Raw genomic sequence first — 19,167 nt, forward strand, 5'->3', positions numbered from 1 at the left:
CGGCCTTTAGGGCCCTATCGCGGGCAAGCCCGCTCCCACATTTTGACCGTGTTCACCGTTCAAAATGTGGGAGCTGGCTTGCCTGCGATGGGGCCGGAACCAGCACCGCAATTGCCAGGTCAGATCCTGAACTGCCCCACCAACTGCCCCAACCGCTGCCCCAGGTCCGCCAGGCTGCGCGAGGTCTGCGCGCCCTGCTGGGTCTCGTCCGCCACGCTGTCCACTGCCACGGCAATCTGATGCACGCTGCGGTTGATCTCTTCAGCCACGGCGGTTTGCTCTTCGGCGGCGCTGGCGATCTGCGCGTTCATGGTGTTGATGGTGCCGATCAGTTGCGCCATGGTGTCGAGGGACGCCCCGGCCTCGTTGGCCTGGGCCGAGGTGCCGTCGCCGGCATCGCTGGAGCGGCGCATGGATTCCACGGCCGCCTCGGTGCCCTTTTGCAGGCGGTCGATCATGCCCTGGATTTCCTGGGTGCTTTGCTGGGTGCGGCTGGCCAGTGCACGGACTTCATCGGCCACCACCGCAAACCCACGCCCGGCCTCACCGGCCCGGGCCGCTTCGATCGCGGCGTTGAGCGCCAGCAGGTTGGTCTGCTCGGCAATCGAGCGGATCACCCCGAGTACGCTGACAATCGACGACACGTCCTGTTGCAGGCTGTCCAGGGACACGCCACTGCTGCGGATATCACTTACCAGCGCATGGATCTGCGCGATGCTGCCATCCACCACACGTTTGGCGGCCTGGCCTTCGGCGTCGGTCTGCTGCGCCGCCACCGCCGCACTCTGGGCACTGCGTGCCACTTCATGGGCGGCGGATGACATTTCATTGATCGCGGTGGCCACCTGGTCGGTTTCCTGGCGCTGGCGTTCCATGGCCTGTTCCGAACGGTGGGCCTGCTCGGACACCTGGCTGACCAGCCCGGTCAGTTGCGCAGTCATGTCCGTGATCTGGCGCACCAGGCCGTGGATCTTGTCGACAAACCGGTTGAACGAGCCCGCCAGTTCACCCAGTTCGTCCTGACTGGTGATGGCCAGGCGCCGGGTCAAATCACCCTCACCGGCGGCGATGTCATCGAGGTTGACCTTCATCAGGTGCAAGGGCCGCAGGATGGTATTGGCCAGTACCATGCCCACTGCCGCGATCAGCAACAGCAACACCGCCGCGATGCCGACGATGCTCAACAGCACCCCTTCCATGCGCTCGTTGACCTTGGCTTCCACTTCGCTGACCAGGGCGTCGATCCCGTCGAGGTTGACTGACGTGCCGATCACCATGTCCCACTTGGGCAGGTATTCGGTGTAGCCGAGCTTGGGCACCAGTTCGGTTTGCCCCGGCTGGGTCGAGCTGTATTGCAGGTAGTGGCTGCCGTCCTTGCCGACCTTGACCAGGTCGCGGTTGACGTAGACGCCGTTGGGGTCGCGGTTGTCCTTGAAGCTCTTGCCTACGCCTTCGGGGCTGTTGCCCTTGAACAGGCGGATAGTCTCGGAGTCGTAGCCGAAGAAGTAACCGTCCTTGCCGTAGGTGGTGTTGGACAGCAGCTTGACCACTTGCGCCCGCGCCTCTGTATCGCCAGGGGCGGCGGCGTCGTACAGCGGCTTGATGGTGGTCATCGCCACTTCGACATAACTTTGCAGGGTGGCCTTGGCGTTGTTGAGCAGGCGTTGGCGGGTTTCGGCCACCTCGGTGCGCGCCTGTTCCTTGAGGATCCATACGGTGGTCAGGCTGATGACCACGGCAAACAACAACACCGGCAGTACGGCGAGGGACAGGACTTTGGCCTTCAGGCTCAGACGCATGGATCTTCTCTCTTGTAGGGCAACGTTAAGAGGTTAACGGCCCTAAAAGAGAAAACTGTAGGAAGCTCGTTGCTACAGAGTCATCGCGGCCAACCAGCCAAACACCAGCAACGGCAGGTTGTAGTGCAGGAAGGTCGGGACCACGGTGTCCCAGATATGGTGATGCTGGCCGTCGATGTTCAAACCCGAGGTCGGCCCCAGGGTCGAGTCCGAAGCTGGCGAACCGGCGTCACCGAGGGCCCCGGCGGTGCCGACGATGCACACAATGGCCAGCGGGCTGAAGCCCAGTTGCACACACAACGGTACAAAAATCGCGGCGAGGATCGGCACCGTGGAGAACGACGAGCCAATGCCCATGGTCACCAGCAAGCCCACCAGCAACATCAACAGCGCCCCCACGCCACGGCTGTGGCCGATAAAGGCGGCGGAGGACTCCACCAGGGTCTGCACTTGGCCGGTGGCCTTGAGCACTTCGGCAAACCCCGAGGCGGCGATCATGATAAAGCCGATCATCGCCATCATCTTCATGCCTTCGGTAAACAGATCATCGGTGTCGCGCCAACGCACGATGCCCGACACCGAGAAGATCAGGAAACCCGCCAGGGCACCGACGATCATCGAGTCCAGCCACAACTGGATGATAAACGCCGAGGCAATGGCCAGCCCGGCCACCAGCAGGGTCAGCGGGTTGTAGTGCACGGCCACTTGCTCGACCCGCTCGATCTTCGCCAGGTCGTAGACGCGCTTTTTGCGGTAGCTGATAAACACCGCCACCAACAGGCCGAACACCATGCCCAGCGCCGGGATGCCCATGGCATGGGTGACATTGACCTGGCTGATATCCACCCCGCTCTTGGCGACGTTGGCCAGCAGGATCTGGTTGAGGAAGATATTGCCGAAGCCCACCGGCAGGAACATGTACGGGGTGATCAGGCCAAAGGTCATGACGCAGGCGATCAGGCGCCGGTCAATCTGCAGCTTGGTCAGCACATACAACAGAGGTGGCACCAGCAGCGGGATAAAAGCGATATGGATCGGCAGGATGTTCTGCGAGGCAATCGCCACCGCCCCCAGCAGGCAGATCAGCAACCACTTGACATGATTACCACCGCTGGCCTCCTGACGCCCCACCAGCAGCAGGGCCTTGTCCGCCAGGGCGTGGGCCAGGCCGGACTTGGCAATCGCCACGGCGAAAGCGCCGAGCAACGCGTAGGACAGCGCCACCGTGGCACCGCCGCCCAGGCCGCTGTTGAACGCGCTGAGCGTCGCGTCGATCCCAAGACCTCCGGTCAAGCCGCCGACCAGGGCGCCGACGATGATCGCGATGACCACATGCACGCGGGACAGGCTCAGCACGAGCATGGTGCCGACTGCGGCGATTACTGCGTTAATCATGGTTACCTCAAGACAGAAACACACGCCCGGGCCTCGCCCGCCGGGTTATTGGCAGCCTAGGCACAAGCAAAAAAGGAGTTTTATTAGAGGGCGCGCACTTTGCAACAGCGGGCGCGTCATGTCAAAGAACGACGTCGCCCACAGATTCAATCGAACGTATGAATAAAGAAAAAAGCTGCCCGGCCGATACGGTGGATCATCTCTGTCGTAACGAAAGGTTAAGGATCTCCATGTCGCTCAGGCAGCTGTCCATTCAATGGAAAATCACCCTCCTCGCCGGCCTTTGTCTGTTGGGGATCGTAACCTTGCTGGTGGGTCTTTCGCTGTACCGCATGGACCAGAGTTCGCAACGGGTCAAGGCCTCCAGCATGGACATGCTCGACGTCGCAGCCCAGGCGCGGATCGAAGCCCAGGGCGAAGTCCAGGCACTGGGCATTCGCCAGCAGTTTATGGATGCCTACCAATATGGCCATGGGTTTTCGCGCCAGGTGCTGTTTTTGCGCGAACAGGCCGAGAAGCGCTTCCTCGATGCCTTCGACCTGCGTGAAGACCTGACCCGCCAGGTCAAGGCCGCCCTGCAAGCCAACCCGGACCTGCTGGGCCTGTCCCTGGTGTTTGAAGCCAACGCCCTGGATGGCAAGGATGAGCTGTTCGCCGGCCAACCGGAGCTGGGCAGCAATGAAAAGGGACGCTTTGCCCTGTACTGGTCGCAGCCGACCCCCGGCACGCTGACCTCGATGGCGCTGCCGGAAAGCGATATGGCCGATACCAGCGTCGGCCCCAGCGGCGAGAAGGCCAACACCTGGTTCACCTGCCCGCGTACCACGCTCAAGCCGTGTGTGATCGAGCCATACTTCTATGTGATCGACGGGCGCAACGTCTTGCTGACCAGCATCGTGTTCCCGCTGACGGTCAATGGCAAAGTCATTGCCTCGCTGTCGGTGGACATCAACCTCAACAGCCTGCAGGCGGTCAGCCAGAACGCCAGCCGCAAGCTGTATGACGGCCAGACCAGCGTCAGCATCATCAGCCCGGTGGGTTTGCTCGCCGGCTACAGCCCGGATGCCAGCAAGCTCAGCCAGCGCCTGGACAGCGTGGATACCGCCAGCGGCGCGCAACTGATCAGCGCCATGGCCAACAGCACCCAGACCCACAGCCTGCGCACCGATCATCAACTCAAGGTGCTGGCACCGTTCCAACCCATCCCCAATGGCAAGTCCTGGGGCGTCTTGCTGGATGTGCCGGAAAAAGTCCTGGTCGGCCCCGCCGAAGCCCTCAAGGCCGAACTGGATGCCGACAACACCCGCGGCACCCTGCTGGAACTGGGGCTGGGCCTGCTCGCCGCCATCGTCGGCCTGCTGTTGGTATGGCTGATGGCCCGCAGCGTGACCCGGCCGATCCTTGGCGTGGCCCATATGCTGGAAGATATCGCCAGCGGCGAAGGCGACCTGACCCGGCGCCTGGCCTACGACAAGCGCGACGAGCTGGGCGAACTGGCCAGTTGGTTCAACCGTTTCCTCGACAAACTGCAACCGATCATTGCCGAGGTCAAACGCTCGGTGCAGGACGCGCGCAGCACCGCCGACCAATCGGCGGCGATTGCCAGCCAGACCAGCGCCGGCATGGACCAGCAATACCGCCAGGTCGATCAGGTGGCCACCGCCTCCCACGAAATGAGCGCCACCGCCCAGGACGTCGCGCGCAGCGCCGCCCAGGCGGCACACGCGGCACGGGATGCCGACCAGGCCACCCGCGAAGGCCTGACCGTGATCGACCGCACCACCACCAGCATCGGCCACCTCGCCGCCGACATGAGTACGGCGATGGCCCAGGTCGAAGGCCTGGCAGCCAATAGCGAGCAGATCGGTTCGGTGCTGGAAGTGATCCGCGCGATTGCCGAACAGACCAACCTGCTGGCGCTCAACGCCGCCATCGAAGCCGCCCGCGCCGGTGAGGCCGGGCGCGGTTTTGCGGTGGTCGCCGATGAAGTGCGCAACCTCGCACGGCGTACCCAGGAATCGGTGGAAGAAACCCGCCAGGTGATCGAGCAGTTGCAGAGCGGCACCCAGGACGTGGTGAGTTCCATGGGCAACAGCCATCGCCAGGCCCAAGGCAGTGTCGAGCAGGTGGGCCAGGCAGTGACGGCATTGCGCCAGATCGGCGAGGCGGTGACGGTGATCAGCGACATGAACCTGCAAATCGCCAGCGCCGCCGAGCAGCAAAGCGCGGTGGCCGAGGAGATCAACAGCAACGTGGCGAGCATTCGCGACGTGACCGAGTCGCTGTCGGGCCAGGCCAATGAATCGGCGCGGGTCAGCCAGACGCTGAACAGCCTGGCCAATCAGCAGCAGGGGTTGATGGATCAGTTCCGGGTCTGATGGCGCTTTAAAATGCGCGGGGCCTGGCGTTGGACCCAGCGTCCAGCTCACAACTCCACAACTCCAACGCCGGCCGGCTCGCGTGTGGCGGGCCGAGCCAGGCACTCATCCACTGGCAACGCTGGTTGAAGCACAGCTGATAATCCCCGGCCTCGGGGGTTCGCCCCACACGCAGGGGTTGCAAGGGCGGCAGCTGGCGCTGGTAGTGCCAACTGCCCTCGCGCAGCTCGGCGCCGTCCGGGATTTCCATGCCAGCTCCCGAACCCTTGACCCGCGCCTCGCCCAATACCAGCCCCGCAGGCGTCACGCGGTAATCCTCTTCCCAGCGTACTTTCTCAACGGTATGGGTCCAGGCCAGGGTGAAGGCCGGCGTGGGGAGTTGCGCCCAGACCACACCGGCCAAACCCAGGCACACACCGATCACGCAGTGGCCACCTGAGCACGGCGGGCACGCCAGCAGTGCTGGGCGATCAACAGCACGGCCAGGGCGAAGCCGATTTCATCACTTAACGGCGTCGCCAGGATCAGGCTGGCACCGGCGACAAAGCCCAGCACGCGCTCCCAGCCATTGAGCCTCGTCAGCAGGTAACCGGTGAATACCGCGCCCCAGATGCCAATGGCCAGCAGCGCCTTGGCCACCACGTAGAGTGTGGCCAGCAGGCTGTCGCCCTGGAGCATCAGCGCCGGCTCGTACACCGCCATAAAGGGCACGACAAACCCGGCCACGGCGATGCGGATCGCCCACAGGCTGATCTTCAGCCCGCTTGCCCGGGCAATCGGTGCCGCCGCGAAACAGGCCAGTGCCACCGGTGGTGTGAGGTCCGCCATGATGCCGAAATAGAACACGAACATATGCGACACAATCAGTGGCACCCCCAGGTCCAGCAGGGCCGGTGCGGCAATCGAACTGGTGATGATGTAGTTGGGAATGGTCGGGATGCCCATGCCCAGCACCAGGCAGGTCAGCATGGTGAGCACCAGTGAGAGGAACAGGCTGTCCTGGCCAATGGCAAGGATGTAGCCGGCGAAGGTGGACGCCACCCCGGTCAGCGACACCACGCCGATGATCACGCCCACCAGGGCGCAGGCGACCCCCACCGGCACGGCATGGCGCGCCCCTTCTACCAGTGCGTGCAGGCAAAGGGTCAGGGTGTCACGGCCGCCCTTGATAAACCAGCACACCGCCACCAGCAGCGCCACGACGCCGAACACCATACCGATACCAAGCCGGAAGAACCCCGCGCAAAGCACGCCCAGGGCAATCCAGAAAGCCAGGCGCATGCCCCTGGACGAGACGCGCAGGATGATCGCCGAGCCCAGGATCACGATGGACGTCAGTGCCAGGCCGACCATGCCCGAGAACAGCGGTGTGCGCCCGGAGAACAGCAGGTAGATCAGCACCAACAACGGGATCAGCAAGTACCAGCGCTGCTTCACCGCCGCCCAGGGATTGGGGCATTCAGCCTTGGGTAGGCCACGCAGGTTGGAGCGCCGGGCTTCCAGGTGCACCATCCAGAATACCGAGCCGAAGTACAGCAACGCCGGCACCAACGCGGCCTTGGCCACCTCGAAGAACGGCACGTTGATCGTCTCGGCCATGATAAAAGCCACCGCGCCCATGATCGGCGGCATGATCTGGCTGCCCATCGACGAAGTCGCTTCCACGCCGCCGGCAAACGCCGATTTATAGCCAAAGCGCTTCATCAGCGGGATGGTGAACTGGCCGGTGGTGACCACATTGGCCACGCCCGAACCGGTAATGGTGCCCATCAGCGCCGATGACACCACCGAAACCTTGGCCGGGCCACCGAGCTTGTGGCCGAACAGGCCCATGGCGAAATCGGTGAACAGCTTGATCATCCCGGCCTGTTCGAGAAACGCGCCGAACAGGATAAACAGGAAGATGTAAGTGGCTGATACATAGGTTGGCGTGCCATACAGCCCCTCGGTGCCAAAAGCCAGTTGGTTGACGACCTGGTCGATGGCGTAGCCGCGGTGCATCAGGTCGCCCGGCAGGTACTGGCCAAACAGGCCGTAGGCCAGAAACAGCGCGCAGATCAGCGGCAGGGCAATGCCCATCACCCGCCGCGCGGCTTCAAATACCAGCACGATCAGCACCAGGCCTATGGCCATGTCGCTGCCCGTCAGGTCGCCGGAACGTTGGATCAGGTCGGCCTCGAAGTACCACTGGTAGAACGCCGTGGCCATCCCGGCCAGCCCCAGCAGCCAGGCCAGCGGCTGCCAGGGCTGGGCCTTGCCCCGCGCCGGAAAACACAGAAACACCACCAGCAGCAGAAAGCCCACATGCACGGCCCGCAGAATCTGGCTGGAGACCGGGTGGAAGGCGGCGGTGATGACCTGGAAGGTGGAAAACAACAGCGCGACATAAAACAGTGCCCTGGGCCAATCCCTGGGGTTGGCAGCGAGGCTTTGGTCTTGCTCACTCATGGAGGTACTCCCACGTTACAACGTCGATAGGCCCACAAAACCTGGCACGCGGCGTACACAGGTTTTATCGCAGCCTCGGCATGCATCCGCAACGGTGGGTGCCGCGTACAGCACCCACCTGCCGCTTACAGAGCGCCCACTTCCCTGTAGAAACGCTCGGCCCCCGGATGCAGCGGGATCGGCAAGCCCTTGGCCGCGCCTTCCAGCTGGATATCCTTGGCAGCCGAGTGGGCATTGCCCAGGCGATCGAGGTTGTCGAACATGAGTTTGGTCATCTGGTAGGCCACGTCATCAGGCACACCGTTATGGCTGACCAGCAGGTTAGTGATGGCCACGGTCGATACATCGCTGTCCTGGCCGTCGTAAGTGCCCGCCGGGATCGTGCCCGCCTGGTAGGCCACGTTGTCGATCCTGGCGATGACATCCGCTGGAATGGCAACGAAGGTGAGCGGCAGGGTCGCGGCCAGGTCGCGGATCGCCGCCATACCCAGGCCCGAGGACTGCAGAGTGGCATCCAGTTGGCGGTTCTTGATCAACTCGACCGACTCGGCGTAAGGCAGGAACTCGACCTTGCCCATGTCTTCGTAGCTCAGGCCAGCGGCCTTGAAGATGGCGCGGGCGTTCAGCTCGGTGCCGGACTTCGGCGCGCCAACCGAGATGCGCTTGTTTTTCAGGTCGGCCAGGGTGTTGATGCCGGACTCCTGGCTGGCAACGATCTGGATGTAGTTGGGGTAGGTGCCGGCAATCGCCCGCAGTTTTTTCAGGGGGGTCTTGAAGCCGGCGTCTTCCACACCGCTCCAGGCATCGGCCACCGAATCACCGAGGGCAAAGGCCAGTTCGCCGCGACCGGTTTGCAGCAGGTTGAGGTTTTCTACCGACGCCTTGGTGGCCTGCACCGAGGTCTTCGCCCCTTCGATACCGTTGCTGTACAGCTGCGACAGGCCCACGCCAATCGGGTAATACACGCCGCTGGTGCCCCCGGTCAGTACGTTGATAAAGGTCGGGGCGGCGAGTGCCGCAGAGCTGACGGCAAAGGTTGCCGCAACAGCAAACACGCTGAAACGCTTGGTCATTCCCATGGAATTCACCTTTTTATCGTTCTTATTCGGCGCCGAGCAAGCGAGTGCCCGGCTGACAAGTGCTCCGGCAGATACCGTACCTTGCAAGAGCGAAAACCTGCTCGGCATGGCCAGCCAGGTGGCTGTTATAAGCGAAATTGTCCCGTCAGGCGTTACAAGAAAAGCCTTGTTGCAAATCCCTACACTCCTACACCAAGGTGCCCATCAGACCTGGCGTCGGGGCAACTCGATCAGCACCTTGAGCCCGCCCAGTTCACTCTCGTGCAACTGCAAGGTGCCCCCCCACACTTCGACGATATCCCGCACGATCCCCAGCCCCAGGCCATGGCCATCGGTCTGCTCATCCAGACGGGTGCCGCGGCTGAACACCTGGCTGCGCTGGGCCTCGGGAATCCCCGGCCCGTCATCCTCGACCCGCAACTGAAAACAGTGGGGCGCCTCGTCGAGGTTCAGGCGCACCTCGGCATCCGCCCATTTGCAGGCGTTGTCCAGCAGGTTGCCCAGCAGTTCCAGCACATCTTCACGGTCCCATGGCAGTTGCAGGCCAGGGCGTACGTGGTAGCTCAGGTCCAGGTGCTCGCCGTGAATCATGCGCAGGGTTGCCAGCAGGCCCGGCAGTTCGCTGTCGCAGTCGAACAGCGCGCCGGGCAGGGTTTCACCGGCCAGGCGGGCGCGGTTGAGTTCGCGGTTGAGGCGTTGCTGCACCTGCTGTAATTGGTCGCGCAGCAGCTTGACCAGTTGTGGCTGGTCCTTGAGCTGTTCGCTGGAGGCCACGCTCAACAGCACTGCCAGGGGGGTTTTCAGGGCATGGCCAAGGTTGCCCAGGGCATTGCGCGAGCGCTTGAGGCTGTCTTCGGTATGGGCCAGCAGGTGGTTGATCTGTGCCACCAGCGGCTCCAGCTCCACCGGCACCTGGGTATCCAGCTGCGAGCGCTGGCCTTGCTGCAATTGCGCAATCTGTTCGCGGGCGGTTTCCAGCGGGCGCAAGGCCCGGCGCACGGTGACCCGTTGCAGGACCAGGATCAGCAGCAACGCCGCCAGCCCGAGGACCAGGCCAACCTGGCGCATCAGGTGGAAACTTTCCCGCACCGGCGTGTAGTCCTGGGCCACGCTGATGGAGATCGACTGGCCAAAACGCTTGTAGTCCGAACGCAGGACCAACAGTTGCTGGCCTTCCGGGCCCAGTTGCAGGTTGCCCTGCAGGCCGGCCTGGGGCAGTTGCGGCAGTTCCTGGTCCCACAGGGAACGGGAACGCCAGTGGTTGCCGCTGAAGTCGATGCGAAAATAGTGCCCGGAAAACGGCCGCTGATAGGCCGGTGACAAGCGCTGTTCATCCAGTTGCACGCCGCCAGGGCCGCGTACCAGGGCCACCAACAGGTTTTCGCTGTCGTTGCGCAAACCCGATTCCAGGTAGCGCTGCAAGCCCATTTCAAACAGCCACAGGCTGGTTTGCGCCAGCACCAGGCCGACAATCACCATCACGCTGATCAGCCCCAGGCTCAACCGCCGCTGGATCGACCTCACGCGGGGCTGGCGCCAAAGCGGTAACCCTGGCCACGCCGGGTTTCAATCACACTGCGCCCGAGCTTGCGCCGCAGGTGGTTGACGTGGACTTCGAGGACGTTGGAGTCGCGCTCGGTCTCACCGTCATACAAGTGCTCGGCCAGATGGCTTTTCGACAGGATCTGTTCGGGATGCAACATAAAGTAGCGCAACAGGCGAAACTCGGCAGCGGTCAGTTGCACCTCGGCCCCATCGCGCAGCACGCACTGGCGGCCTTCATCCAGGTGCAAGCCCGCCGCCTGCAAGGTCGGTTGGTTGGCCTGGCCATGGGAGCGACGCAACAGCGCCTGGATGCGCAGGTACAGCTCCTCGGGGTGAAACGGCTTGCTCAGGTAGTCATCCGCCCCGGCCTTGAGCCCTTCGATGCGCTCGGCCCAGGAGTCGCGGGCGGTGAGGATCAACACCGGGATCGCCAGGGCGGCGGCGCGCCATTGGCTCAACACCTCAAGCCCCGGCAGCCCGGGCAGGCCCAGATCGAGGATGATCAGGTCGTAAGGCTCGCTGCGCCCCTGGTATACCGCGTCGCGACCGTCCGCCAGCCAATCCACGGCATAGCCCTGGGCTTTGAGCCCGGCCATCAGTTCATCGGCCAACGGTACGTGGTCTTCCACCAGAAGCAGGCGCATCAGTCATCTTCCTCGTCTTTAAGCAACGCGCCGGTGGTCGCGTCCAGTTTGATTTCCCGGACCACGCCATCGACGGTCACCAGCTCCACCTCATAGGCATACCCGCCGTTTTTGCTCTCAAGATCAGCCTCCAGCAACCTAGCGCCGGGATGCCGCGCCATGGCCTGCTGCAACAGCAGCTCAAGGGACAGGATCACCCCTTGTTGGCGCAGCTCCAGAGCTTCATCCTGGTTGAGGTCCCGGGCAGCCACCACCGAGCAAAAGGCCAGGAGCACCAGCGCCAGTCGACTGCCGGTGCGTAGATTTACCTTCATTACGTATCCTGATGATCCTTGAGGATTTGCCCGGTAACAGAGTCCAATTCCACATCCCACTCGACGCCTTGGGCATCGCGCAGCTCAACCTGGTAAATATACTTGCCGTACTCCTGCTCCAGCTCGGTTTCATGCACGGTGCCACCGGGATGTTTGGCCAGGGCGGCGGCATTGAGCTTCTCGAAAGACTGGATGGTACCAGCGTCACGCAATCTCAGCGCTTCATCCGGCCCCAGGTCCCGCGCCTGGGCCAGGCCGGTAGTGAGGGCGATGATACTGGCGGCGATAATGGCTGTGAGGGTTTTCATGATGATTCTCCATTTCCGGATGTTTTGCCTACGGCCCCCACAGTACGGGTCACAACTTAACTGAAACTGAATTGCCACCATGGCAATTGTCCCACAACACCTTGCCTGACTCCGGGGAAAATTTCCTATACTGCCCTGCTCGCCTGCACAGAGACCGGTATGACGGCCATCCACATCAAGTTCCCAGCCCTAACAGTCAAGGCTGGCCAGCGCGCCTTTTCACGCATTCGCGAGCAAGGGCTGGCGCCTGCGGACGTGGGCATTCTGCCTGGCGCGGCCGGTGGCCCCAAGGCCTTGGGGATTCAGGGCCTGGACCTGGCGCTGTTCGGGGACTGGCTGGCACGCGCGCCCCGCGAGCGCTCGCTGATTGGCGCGTCGATTGGTTCCTGGCGCTTTGCCAGCGCCTGCCTGCCGGACCCGGTGCAGGGCCTGCTCGACCTCGGGCGCCTGTACAACGAGCAACGCTTTGCCAAGGGCGTGACCATGGCCGAGGTCAGCCAGAGCTGCCAGCGCATGCTCGATGACCTGCTGGCCGGGCGCGATGCGACGCTTTTGGATAACCCGCACTACCGCCTGAATATCATGGTCGTCAAAAGCCATGGCCTGCTGGCCGACGATCACCGCGGGCGCCTGGGCCTGGGCCTGTCCTCGGTGATTGCCGACAACCTGCGTGGCCGGGCACGGCTGTCCCGGCACTTTGAACGGCTGATCATCCACGACCCGCGCCAGGCCCCGCCGCTGCACCCACTCAAGGATTTCCCTTCGCGTTTCCTCGACCTGGAACTGGGCAACCTGCGCCAGGCCTTGCTGGCGTCCGGCTCGATCCCCATGGTGATGCAAGGTGTGCGCGACTTACCGGGCGCCGGTGCCGGCACCTATCGCGATGGCGGCCTGCTGGACTACCACCTCGACCTGCCCTACCACGGCCATGACATTGTGCTGTACCCGCACTTCACCGACCGGGTCATCCCCGGCTGGTTCGACAAGAGTCTGCCGTGGCGGCGCAGTAGCCCGCAGGGTTTGCAGGATGTGTTGCTGGTGGCCCCGTCACGGGACTACCTGGCCCGCCTGCCCCACGGCAAATTGCCGGATCGCAGCGACTTCAAACGTTTTATGGGGGATGACGCGCGCCGCAATCAGTACTGGCAAACCGCGATGAGTGAAAGCCAGCGCTTGGGCGATGAGTTCCTGGAACTGGCCGATAGCGGCCGGTTGGGTGAACGCCTGGCCCCCCTCTGATCCGCCAGTGCGCGCAGCGCGCCAGCCAAGCTGTTAAACTCGCCGCCTGCCAGACACCTGACCGAGCTGAAAAACACCGTGGAAATTTTCAAAGAGTTCACATTCGAGTCCGCCCACCGCTTGCCCCACGTTCCTGATGGCCATAAATGCGGGCGCCTGCATGGTCACTCCTTCAAGGTGGCCATCCACCTGAGCGGCGACCTCGATCCGCATACCGGCTGGATCCGTGACTTTTCGGAGATCAAGGCGATTTTCAAGCCGCTCTACGAGCGCCTCGACCACAATTACCTCAACGACATCCCCGGCCTGGAAAACCCCACCAGTGAAGTACTGGCCAAGTGGATCTGGAATGAGTTGAAGCCGTTGTTGCCGGAGCTCAGCGCCATTCGTATCCATGAGACCTGCACCAGTGGTTGTATTTATCGCGGCGAGTAGGTCAATCAAAGGAGCGATCCATGGAATCCACCTGGCTGGCCCAGGCCAAGCGTCTGCAGGCATTGGCTTCTACCGGGCTGCACTTTTGCACGGATGACTTCGAGCGCGAGCGCCTGGAAGAGATCGCCCAGATTGCCCACAGTATGCTCGCGCAGTTGGGGCAAGTGCCCCTGGAGCGCATTACCGGACTGGTCTCGGACTTCGCCCAGCGTTATTCAACGCCGATGATCGATGTGCGGGGAGCGCTGATTGAAGGCGACCGGATCCTGCTGGTGCGCGAAGCAACGGATGGCTGCTGGGCGTTGCCGGGGGGCTATGCCGATATCGGATTGTCGGCGGCAGAAAATATTGTCAAGGAGCTTCGCGAAGAGGCCGGGTTGAGTGTGACCGCGCGGGCGCTGTACAGCGTGACCCACAAGGCCAAGGGTTTGTACCGGCCCGACGTGCGCGACTTCTACAAGTTGTACTTCCTCTGCGAACGCACCGACCAGGCCGCCCCCATGGCAGGCTTTGAAACCACCGATGTCGGCTTCTTCCGCCTCGACGACCTGCCTCCCCTGTCACGCGGGCGCACCATCGAGAGTGATCTTGAAGCCGCCTTCGCCTTTCACCGCGGGGAAATCACCCAGACCCTGTTCGACTGACACCCTGGCCCGGTGATCCAATTTGTCTCACCGCTGCACCGCTTTCGCGCCTGAGCGGCCATCCCTGCTGTGCAACCTGCACAGCGCCCCCACGTGCGCATCACCGCCACGCAGTTGGCACGCGCACTGCAACAGCCCCGGTGTCACTCACAGGGGAACGGCACATGACGCACAACGAACCGGGCAACGATTACCCTCTCAGCGAGGTGCCCATGCATGCACGCAAGGGCCTTGGCTCCACGGCCATGGTGTTGCTGGGCTTCACCTTTTTTACCGCGACCATGTTCGCCGGCGGCAAGCTGGGGGTGGCCTTCAGCTTTACCCAGATGCTCGCTGTCGTGGCCCTGGGTAACCTGCTGTTGGGTATCTACGCCGCAGGCCTGGGTTACATCGCCTTCAAGAGCGGCTTGAACTCGGTGCTGATGGGGCGTTTCTGCTTTGGCGAAGTCGGTAGCAAGTTGAGTGACCTGATCCTGGGGCTCACCCAGATTGGCTGGTACGCCTGGGGCACTGCTACGGCGGCCGTGGTGCTGGGCAAATATTTCGAGTTGAACCAGGGCAACGTGCTGGCACTGATGGTGCTGTTCGGCCTGGTGTTTTGCGCCACGGCCTACGTGGGTTATCGGGGGCTGGAGATTCTCTCTTACATTGCAGTACCGGCCATGGGCCTGCTGCTGTTGCTGTCAATGTGGGTAGCCACCGTCCACATTGGCGGGCTTGAAGGCTTGCTCGCGGTGGTACCCAGCGTGGAACTGGATCTGTCCACGGCCATTACCCTGGTATTCGGCACCTTTGTCAGCGGGGCCACCCAGGCCACCAACTGGACACGGTTTTCCCGCTCGGCCAAGGTGGCGGTGCTGGCCAGCCTGATCGGCTTTTTTATCGGCAACGGCCTGATGGTGCTGATCGGGGCCTATGGCGCCATCGTCTATCAACAACCGGATGTGGTGGAAGTCTTGCTACTGCAAGGGTTCGCCATGGCGGCAATGGCCATGCTGCTGCTCAATATCTGGAGCACCCAGGACAACACCATCTATAACTTCGCCGTCGCCGGCTGCAACCTGCTGCGCACCAAGCGCCGCAAGACCGTGACCCTGGTCGGCGCCGTGATTGGCACCCTGCTCGCCTTGCTGGGCATGTACGACATGCTGGTGCCCTACCTGATACTGCTGGGCACCGTGATTCCACCGATTGGCGGGGTGATCATGGCCGACTTTTTCTATCGCTATCGCGGTCATTATCCACGGCTGGCGGATGTGCGCTTGCCAGCCTTCAACTGGCCGGGGCTGATGGCCTATGCCGTCGGTACGGTGCTGGCCTTCAGTTCGCCGTGGGTCGCGCCCTTGGTAGGGATCGTCGCTGCATCCGCCACCTACATCGCGCTTACCGCCGTCCTGCGGGTACGCGTACCATTGGCTGACATCCAGGCATGAGCCTGAGCGCCCCGACACAACAATGACCGCCTGGACATCGGCGTCACGCCGATAATCTGGCGGCTGTCTGCCTGATTGCTTTTTGCCCAAGAGGAACTTGCCCATGCATATCATCAATGCCCGCCTGCGCAACCGTGAAGGCCTGCATGATCTGCACCTGGAACATGGCCGGATCGCCAGTATCACGCCACAAACCGCCGCCCCGATCCTGGGGCCGGACGACCTGGACGCCGCCGGCAACCTGGTGGTGCCGCCGTTTGTCGAACCCCATATCCACCTCGACGCCACCCTGACCGCCGGCGAACCGCGCTGGAACATGAGCGGCACGCTGTTTGAAGGGATCGAATGCTGGGGCGAACGCAAGGCCACCATTACCCAGGCAGACACCAAGACCCGCGCCAAACAGACCATCCAGGCCCTGGCGGCCCACGGCATCCAGCATGTGCGCACCCATGTGGATGTCACCGACCCGGATTTGACTGCGCTCAAGGCCATGCTCGAAGTGCGCCAGGAGAGCAGCCACCTGATCGACCTGCAGATCGTGGCATTTCCCCAGGAAGGCATCGAGTCCTACCGCAATGGCCGTGAACTGATGGAAGAAGCTATTCGCCTCGGCGCCGATGTGGTGGGCGGTATTCCTCACTTCGAGTACACCCGCGACCAGGGGGTCAGCTCGGTCAAGTTCCTGATGGACCTGGCCGAGCGCACGGGTTGCCTGGTCGATGTGCATTGCGATGAAACCGACGACCCGCACTCGCGCTTTCTGGAAGTGCTGGCCGAAGAAGCCCGCAGCCGCGACATGGGTAGCCGGGTCACCGCCAGTCACACCACGGCCATGGGTTCCTACGACAATGCCTACTGCGCCAAGCTGTTCCGCCTGCTGGGGCATTCGGGCATCAGCTTTGTATCCTGCCCCACCGAAAGCATTCACTTGCAGGGCCGTTTCGACAATTTCCCCAAGCGCCGGGGTGTGACCCGGGTCCACGAACTGTTGGAGGCCGGCATGAACGTCTGCTTCGGCCAGGACTCCATCGTCGATCCCTGGTACCCCCTGGGCAACGGCAATATCCTGCGGGTACTCGAAGCCGGGCTGCATATCTGCCATATGCTCGGCTACAGCAACCTGCAAAAAGCCTTGGACCTGGTTACCGACAACAGCGCCAAAGCCATGGCCCTGGGCGACCGCTACGGGCTGGAGCCCGGGCGCCCGGCCAACCTGCTGATCCTGTCGGCAAACAGCGACTATGAAATGATTCGCAGCCAGGGCCTGGCGCTGTACTCGATCCGCAACGGCCAAGTGTTGATGAAGCGCCAGCCTGCGCAGGTAACTTTTGTGTAAAGCGCTGGCTTAAACGATCGAGTCCAGGTCCAGTGGTTTGCCCCTCCCCCGGTCTGCCTGGAAGGCCGGCGGGATACTTGCCAGTTGGGACAACTCACGGTTTTCCCGGTGACCGAACCAACGCTCGAGGCTGGGTTGCAAGTGCGCACTGGAAGCGTAGCTGCCGTATACATCGCGCACTTCCAAGCGGCGCCAGCGCAGGCTCTCCAGGCGCTGGCGACTGGTTTGCAGGCGATCGATTTCAGCGCTCAAGGCATCGTGCTGCTCATGACCACGCCCGTTCGCCGGGCTGAGGCGGTGGAGTTCAAGCCGCTTGTCCTGCAGTTGTTCACGCATAGTGCTCAGCGCGCGATCGATCAGTGCGTACTCCCGCGCCGTCACCAGGGAGCCGCGGTTATCCAGTGTCTGCTGCCAGCGGCGCAAGGTGGCCCACGCCGCCGGCACGTAGCTGACGACCATGGCGTGCTGGCTGGCCTGGAACAGTTGCTTGAGCAGGTTGTCACGCTCGGGCATGTCACCATGCAGGCGCAAGGCGCGATTGCACTCTGCCTCCTGCACCGACTCACACCCGGGCTTCCACAGCACCGAGGAATGCGTCCCGTCCGCCAGGGTGATCGGCATGAAGTGCTGTTGCTCGCCGTGATGCTGATAAGGCTGGCCCCCGATACGCACCAGACCCGCAGCAAACAACAGGCCTCCCGGCGTGGGCGCGCTGAACAAGGCCACAGCCCCCGGAACCCAGAGCTTGGCCGTGGTGTTCATCCACGTTGTGGGAACGCTGGGGACCGGGTCGTTATGGTTGACGATCCGGTGATGCACCAGGGCCGCGGCACCGCCTGTAAATTCGGCATCGGCGGCGCGCGGGGCACCATAGGTGTAAAGGAGGACGTTGTAGTTGGCATCCTTGACACGGCGCAATCCCTCAGCCAGCAACAAGGCGATTGCCCCACCCAGGCTGTGGCCACATATCACGATGCGTTGGCCGATGTAGAACTGATCCAGATAACGCAATACGAAGTCACGCATGGCGCGGTAAGCCTGGTAAAAACCTTCATGGGCTTTGCCAAGGCCGTCGGCAAAAGGCACCTGGTGGGCGTTCGCGTCACGCAGGCCATCCGCGGCACTGGCCGTCCCCCGCACGGCAATCAGCACCACTTCGTCGTGATGGCAGATAAAGGCCTGGGTATCGGTCCCCTGCTCTTCATCATCGAAAAAATGCAGGCGCGCCGGATATTCCTGCCTGGCCTCCAGCGTCGGACTGTTCTGCGGATACACGTCAGGATCAAAGGGCAGGATCTCGAAGCGCCGGGAGTACGGGACCTCCTCATACAACGGGTAAAAGCGCTGCACTTGCTCGGCGTCGACCCGCCAGGCCTGCTGATACCCCGAGAGCTTTTCAGCAAACAGATGGCCGATGCTGGGCTCCTGGGGAAAGTGGACCTCATCTTGCGGGTGGCTGGCCGGTTCCTGGCCAAAACGGCAGTAACTCAAGGTCGCCATCAAGGCCAGTTGGTACAGGTTCATGGCACAGAACCCGTCCTCGGTGGACAACATCGGGCGCAGTGCACGCAAGGGCCGCACTTGCAGCACCGTATGCTGGTTGGGGAACAGCACGACGCCCCACAACCCGGGCTGGGGTGGACCAAACCCAAGGTCGGCCATCATTTGCAGGGCATGTCGCTGGGGGCCGTGGGACCGGGGCGCCGGAGGCGGCAAATGGGCGACATGGCGGACCAGGTCGCGGACTTCGACCTGGTAGAATCGATTGGCTTGCTGCTGAGCCGGGTTGGTCTCGACACGCTGGCCGTCACTGCGAACAAAGCGTGTCTGTTCAGCTCGAAATTGCAGCTCTGTAATGGGCAAAGGGTAGTGACTTCGTGCTTGTAACACTCCGTAATAGTCACTTCCAGATGCCTCATGGAGCGCATCGAAAGTCAGAACCTGGGGGCCTCTGTACGGGTTATCCAGCTTCACATAACCATTGCCATCCAAGTGCCCAACGTGTTGCTGCCCCTGGCTGTCCAAGACCGAGTAGGCAAGCCCTGCATAGGCTTTCCCATCGCCTGTTTCATCAACCAGCGCAAAACTCAGCCAGCCTCCCCGTAACGGACAAACAGGCATTTTTTCGCTGAAAAACGGCTTCTTCCACGCTTCAAAATCCATAGCT

The 19,167-nt window shown here is 62.6% G+C and carries 16 protein-coding genes; 6 read left to right on the forward strand and 10 right to left on the reverse strand.

What is annotated here, in order from left to right; genetic code table 11:
• Window positions 1-119: 119 nt before the first annotated feature.
• Together ctpM and AC07W7_RS20845 are read right to left on the reverse strand one after the other, a co-directional pair.
• Window positions 120-1,799, reverse strand: a complete 1,680-nt coding sequence (ctpM, locus tag AC07W7_RS20840; RefSeq protein WP_495040038.1) for a methyl-accepting chemotaxis protein CtpM — start codon at window positions 1,797-1,799, stop codon at window positions 120-122.
• 72 nt (window positions 1,800-1,871) lie between these two features.
• Window positions 1,872-3,191: a Na+/H+ antiporter family protein gene (locus AC07W7_RS20845; RefSeq protein WP_176561343.1), complete on the reverse strand. Its 1,320-nt coding sequence runs from the start codon at window positions 3,189-3,191 to the stop codon at window positions 1,872-1,874.
• A 233-nt stretch (window positions 3,192-3,424) separates the two neighbouring features.
• On the opposite strand from AC07W7_RS20845, the gene AC07W7_RS20850 reads away from it, so the two are divergent.
• The gene (locus tag AC07W7_RS20850) at window positions 3,425-5,572 is read left to right on the forward strand and encodes a methyl-accepting chemotaxis protein (protein WP_099168129.1); all 2,148 of its coding nucleotides are present in this window, start codon (window positions 3,425-3,427) and stop codon (window positions 5,570-5,572) included.
• A gap of 7 nt (window positions 5,573-5,579) precedes the next feature.
• On the opposite strand, the gene AC07W7_RS20855 is transcribed toward AC07W7_RS20850, so the two are convergent.
• The 7 genes from AC07W7_RS20855 to AC07W7_RS20885 form a co-directional block, all read right to left on the reverse strand.
• Window positions 5,580-5,996: a DUF1850 domain-containing protein gene (locus AC07W7_RS20855; protein WP_495040039.1), complete on the reverse strand. Its 417-nt coding sequence runs from the start codon at window positions 5,994-5,996 to the stop codon at window positions 5,580-5,582.
• Window positions 5,993-8,020 (reverse strand): TRAP transporter permease, encoded by a 2,028-nt coding sequence (locus AC07W7_RS20860; RefSeq protein WP_076964476.1) that lies wholly within the window; start codon window positions 8,018-8,020, stop codon window positions 5,993-5,995. Before AC07W7_RS20860 ends, AC07W7_RS20855 begins: the two co-directional genes overlap by 4 nt.
• 125 nt (window positions 8,021-8,145) lie before the next feature.
• On the reverse strand, window positions 8,146-9,099 hold the full coding sequence (locus AC07W7_RS20865; protein WP_099168126.1) for a TAXI family TRAP transporter solute-binding subunit: 954 nt from the start codon (window positions 9,097-9,099) through the stop codon (window positions 8,146-8,148).
• Window positions 9,100-9,303: 204 nt separating this feature from the next.
• Complete coding sequence (locus AC07W7_RS20870) at window positions 9,304-10,623, reverse strand: ATP-binding protein (protein ID WP_495040040.1); 1,320 nt, start codon at window positions 10,621-10,623, stop codon at window positions 9,304-9,306.
• Window positions 10,620-11,288, reverse strand: a complete 669-nt coding sequence (locus AC07W7_RS20875) for a response regulator transcription factor (protein ID WP_099168125.1) — start codon at window positions 11,286-11,288, stop codon at window positions 10,620-10,622. The genes AC07W7_RS20870 and AC07W7_RS20875 overlap by 4 nt, the downstream gene beginning before the upstream one ends.
• Window positions 11,288-11,602 carry a PepSY domain-containing protein gene (locus tag AC07W7_RS20880; protein ID WP_495040041.1) on the reverse strand — a complete coding sequence of 105 codons (315 nt, stop codon included), beginning with the start codon at window positions 11,600-11,602 and terminating at the stop codon, window positions 11,288-11,290. Before AC07W7_RS20880 ends, AC07W7_RS20875 begins: the two co-directional genes overlap by 1 nt.
• On the reverse strand, window positions 11,602-11,910 hold the full coding sequence (locus AC07W7_RS20885) for a PepSY domain-containing protein (protein ID WP_495040042.1): 309 nt from the start codon (window positions 11,908-11,910) through the stop codon (window positions 11,602-11,604). Before AC07W7_RS20885 ends, AC07W7_RS20880 begins: the two co-directional genes overlap by 1 nt.
• A gap of 159 nt (window positions 11,911-12,069) precedes the next feature.
• Here AC07W7_RS20885 and AC07W7_RS20890 point away from each other — a divergent pair, with 159 nt between their 5' ends.
• The 5 genes from AC07W7_RS20890 to codA all read left to right on the forward strand — a co-directional run bounded on the left by AC07W7_RS20890 (window position 12,070) and on the right by codA (window position 17,000).
• Entirely contained in the window at window positions 12,070-13,149 is a 1,080-nt protein-coding gene (locus AC07W7_RS20890; protein WP_495040043.1) for a patatin-like phospholipase family protein, read from the forward strand.
• A gap of 78 nt (window positions 13,150-13,227) precedes the next feature.
• Window positions 13,228-13,584, forward strand: coding sequence for a 6-carboxytetrahydropterin synthase QueD (gene queD, locus AC07W7_RS20895; RefSeq protein WP_003173033.1), 357 nt, complete (start codon window positions 13,228-13,230; stop codon window positions 13,582-13,584).
• Between the two features lie 20 nt (window positions 13,585-13,604).
• Window positions 13,605-14,228, forward strand: a complete 624-nt coding sequence (locus AC07W7_RS20900; RefSeq protein WP_495040044.1) for an NUDIX hydrolase — start codon at window positions 13,605-13,607, stop codon at window positions 14,226-14,228.
• 164 nt (window positions 14,229-14,392) lie between these two features.
• Window positions 14,393-15,661: a cytosine permease gene (gene codB, locus AC07W7_RS20905; RefSeq protein WP_495040045.1), complete on the forward strand. Its 1,269-nt coding sequence runs from the start codon at window positions 14,393-14,395 to the stop codon at window positions 15,659-15,661.
• A gap of 103 nt (window positions 15,662-15,764) precedes the next feature.
• Window positions 15,765-17,000, forward strand: coding sequence for a cytosine deaminase (gene codA, locus AC07W7_RS20910; protein ID WP_076964343.1), 1,236 nt, complete (start codon window positions 15,765-15,767; stop codon window positions 16,998-17,000).
• A 9-nt stretch (window positions 17,001-17,009) separates the two neighbouring features.
• On the opposite strand, the gene AC07W7_RS20915 is transcribed toward codA, so the two are convergent.
• Window positions 17,010-19,163, reverse strand: a complete 2,154-nt coding sequence (locus AC07W7_RS20915; RefSeq protein ID WP_169867123.1) for a lipase family protein — start codon at window positions 19,161-19,163, stop codon at window positions 17,010-17,012.
• Between the last annotated feature and the right edge of the window lie 4 nt (window positions 19,164-19,167).

Source organism: Pseudomonas sp. GW821-FHT01D09, from assembly GCF_059422465.1.

What these genes read in the sequence shown, in the direction of transcription:
- ctpM (WP_495040038.1), bottom strand. Translation starts at nt 1,799, where the DNA reads ATGCGTCTGAGCCTGAAGGCCAAAGTCCTGTCCCTCGCCGTACTGCCG.
- AC07W7_RS20850 (WP_099168129.1), top strand. Translation starts at nt 3,425, where the DNA reads ATGTCGCTCAGGCAGCTGTCCATTCAATGGAAAATCACCCTCCTCGCC.
- AC07W7_RS20860 (WP_076964476.1), bottom strand. Translation starts at nt 8,020, where the DNA reads ATGAGTGAGCAAGACCAAAGCCTCGCTGCCAACCCCAGGGATTGGCCC.
- AC07W7_RS20865 (WP_099168126.1), bottom strand. Translation starts at nt 9,099, where the DNA reads ATGGGAATGACCAAGCGTTTCAGCGTGTTTGCTGTTGCGGCAACCTTT.
- AC07W7_RS20875 (WP_099168125.1), bottom strand. Translation starts at nt 11,288, where the DNA reads ATGCGCCTGCTTCTGGTGGAAGACCACGTACCGTTGGCCGATGAACTG.
- AC07W7_RS20880 (WP_495040041.1), bottom strand. Translation starts at nt 11,602, where the DNA reads ATGAAGGTAAATCTACGCACCGGCAGTCGACTGGCGCTGGTGCTCCTG.
- AC07W7_RS20885 (WP_495040042.1), bottom strand. Translation starts at nt 11,910, where the DNA reads ATGAAAACCCTCACAGCCATTATCGCCGCCAGTATCATCGCCCTCACT.
- AC07W7_RS20890 (WP_495040043.1), top strand. Translation starts at nt 12,070, where the DNA reads ATGACGGCCATCCACATCAAGTTCCCAGCCCTAACAGTCAAGGCTGGC.
- AC07W7_RS20900 (WP_495040044.1), top strand. Translation starts at nt 13,605, where the DNA reads ATGGAATCCACCTGGCTGGCCCAGGCCAAGCGTCTGCAGGCATTGGCT.
- codB (WP_495040045.1), top strand. Translation starts at nt 14,393, where the DNA reads ATGACGCACAACGAACCGGGCAACGATTACCCTCTCAGCGAGGTGCCC.
- codA (WP_076964343.1), top strand. Translation starts at nt 15,765, where the DNA reads ATGCATATCATCAATGCCCGCCTGCGCAACCGTGAAGGCCTGCATGAT.
- AC07W7_RS20915 (WP_169867123.1), bottom strand. Translation starts at nt 19,163, where the DNA reads ATGGATTTTGAAGCGTGGAAGAAGCCGTTTTTCAGCGAAAAAATGCCT.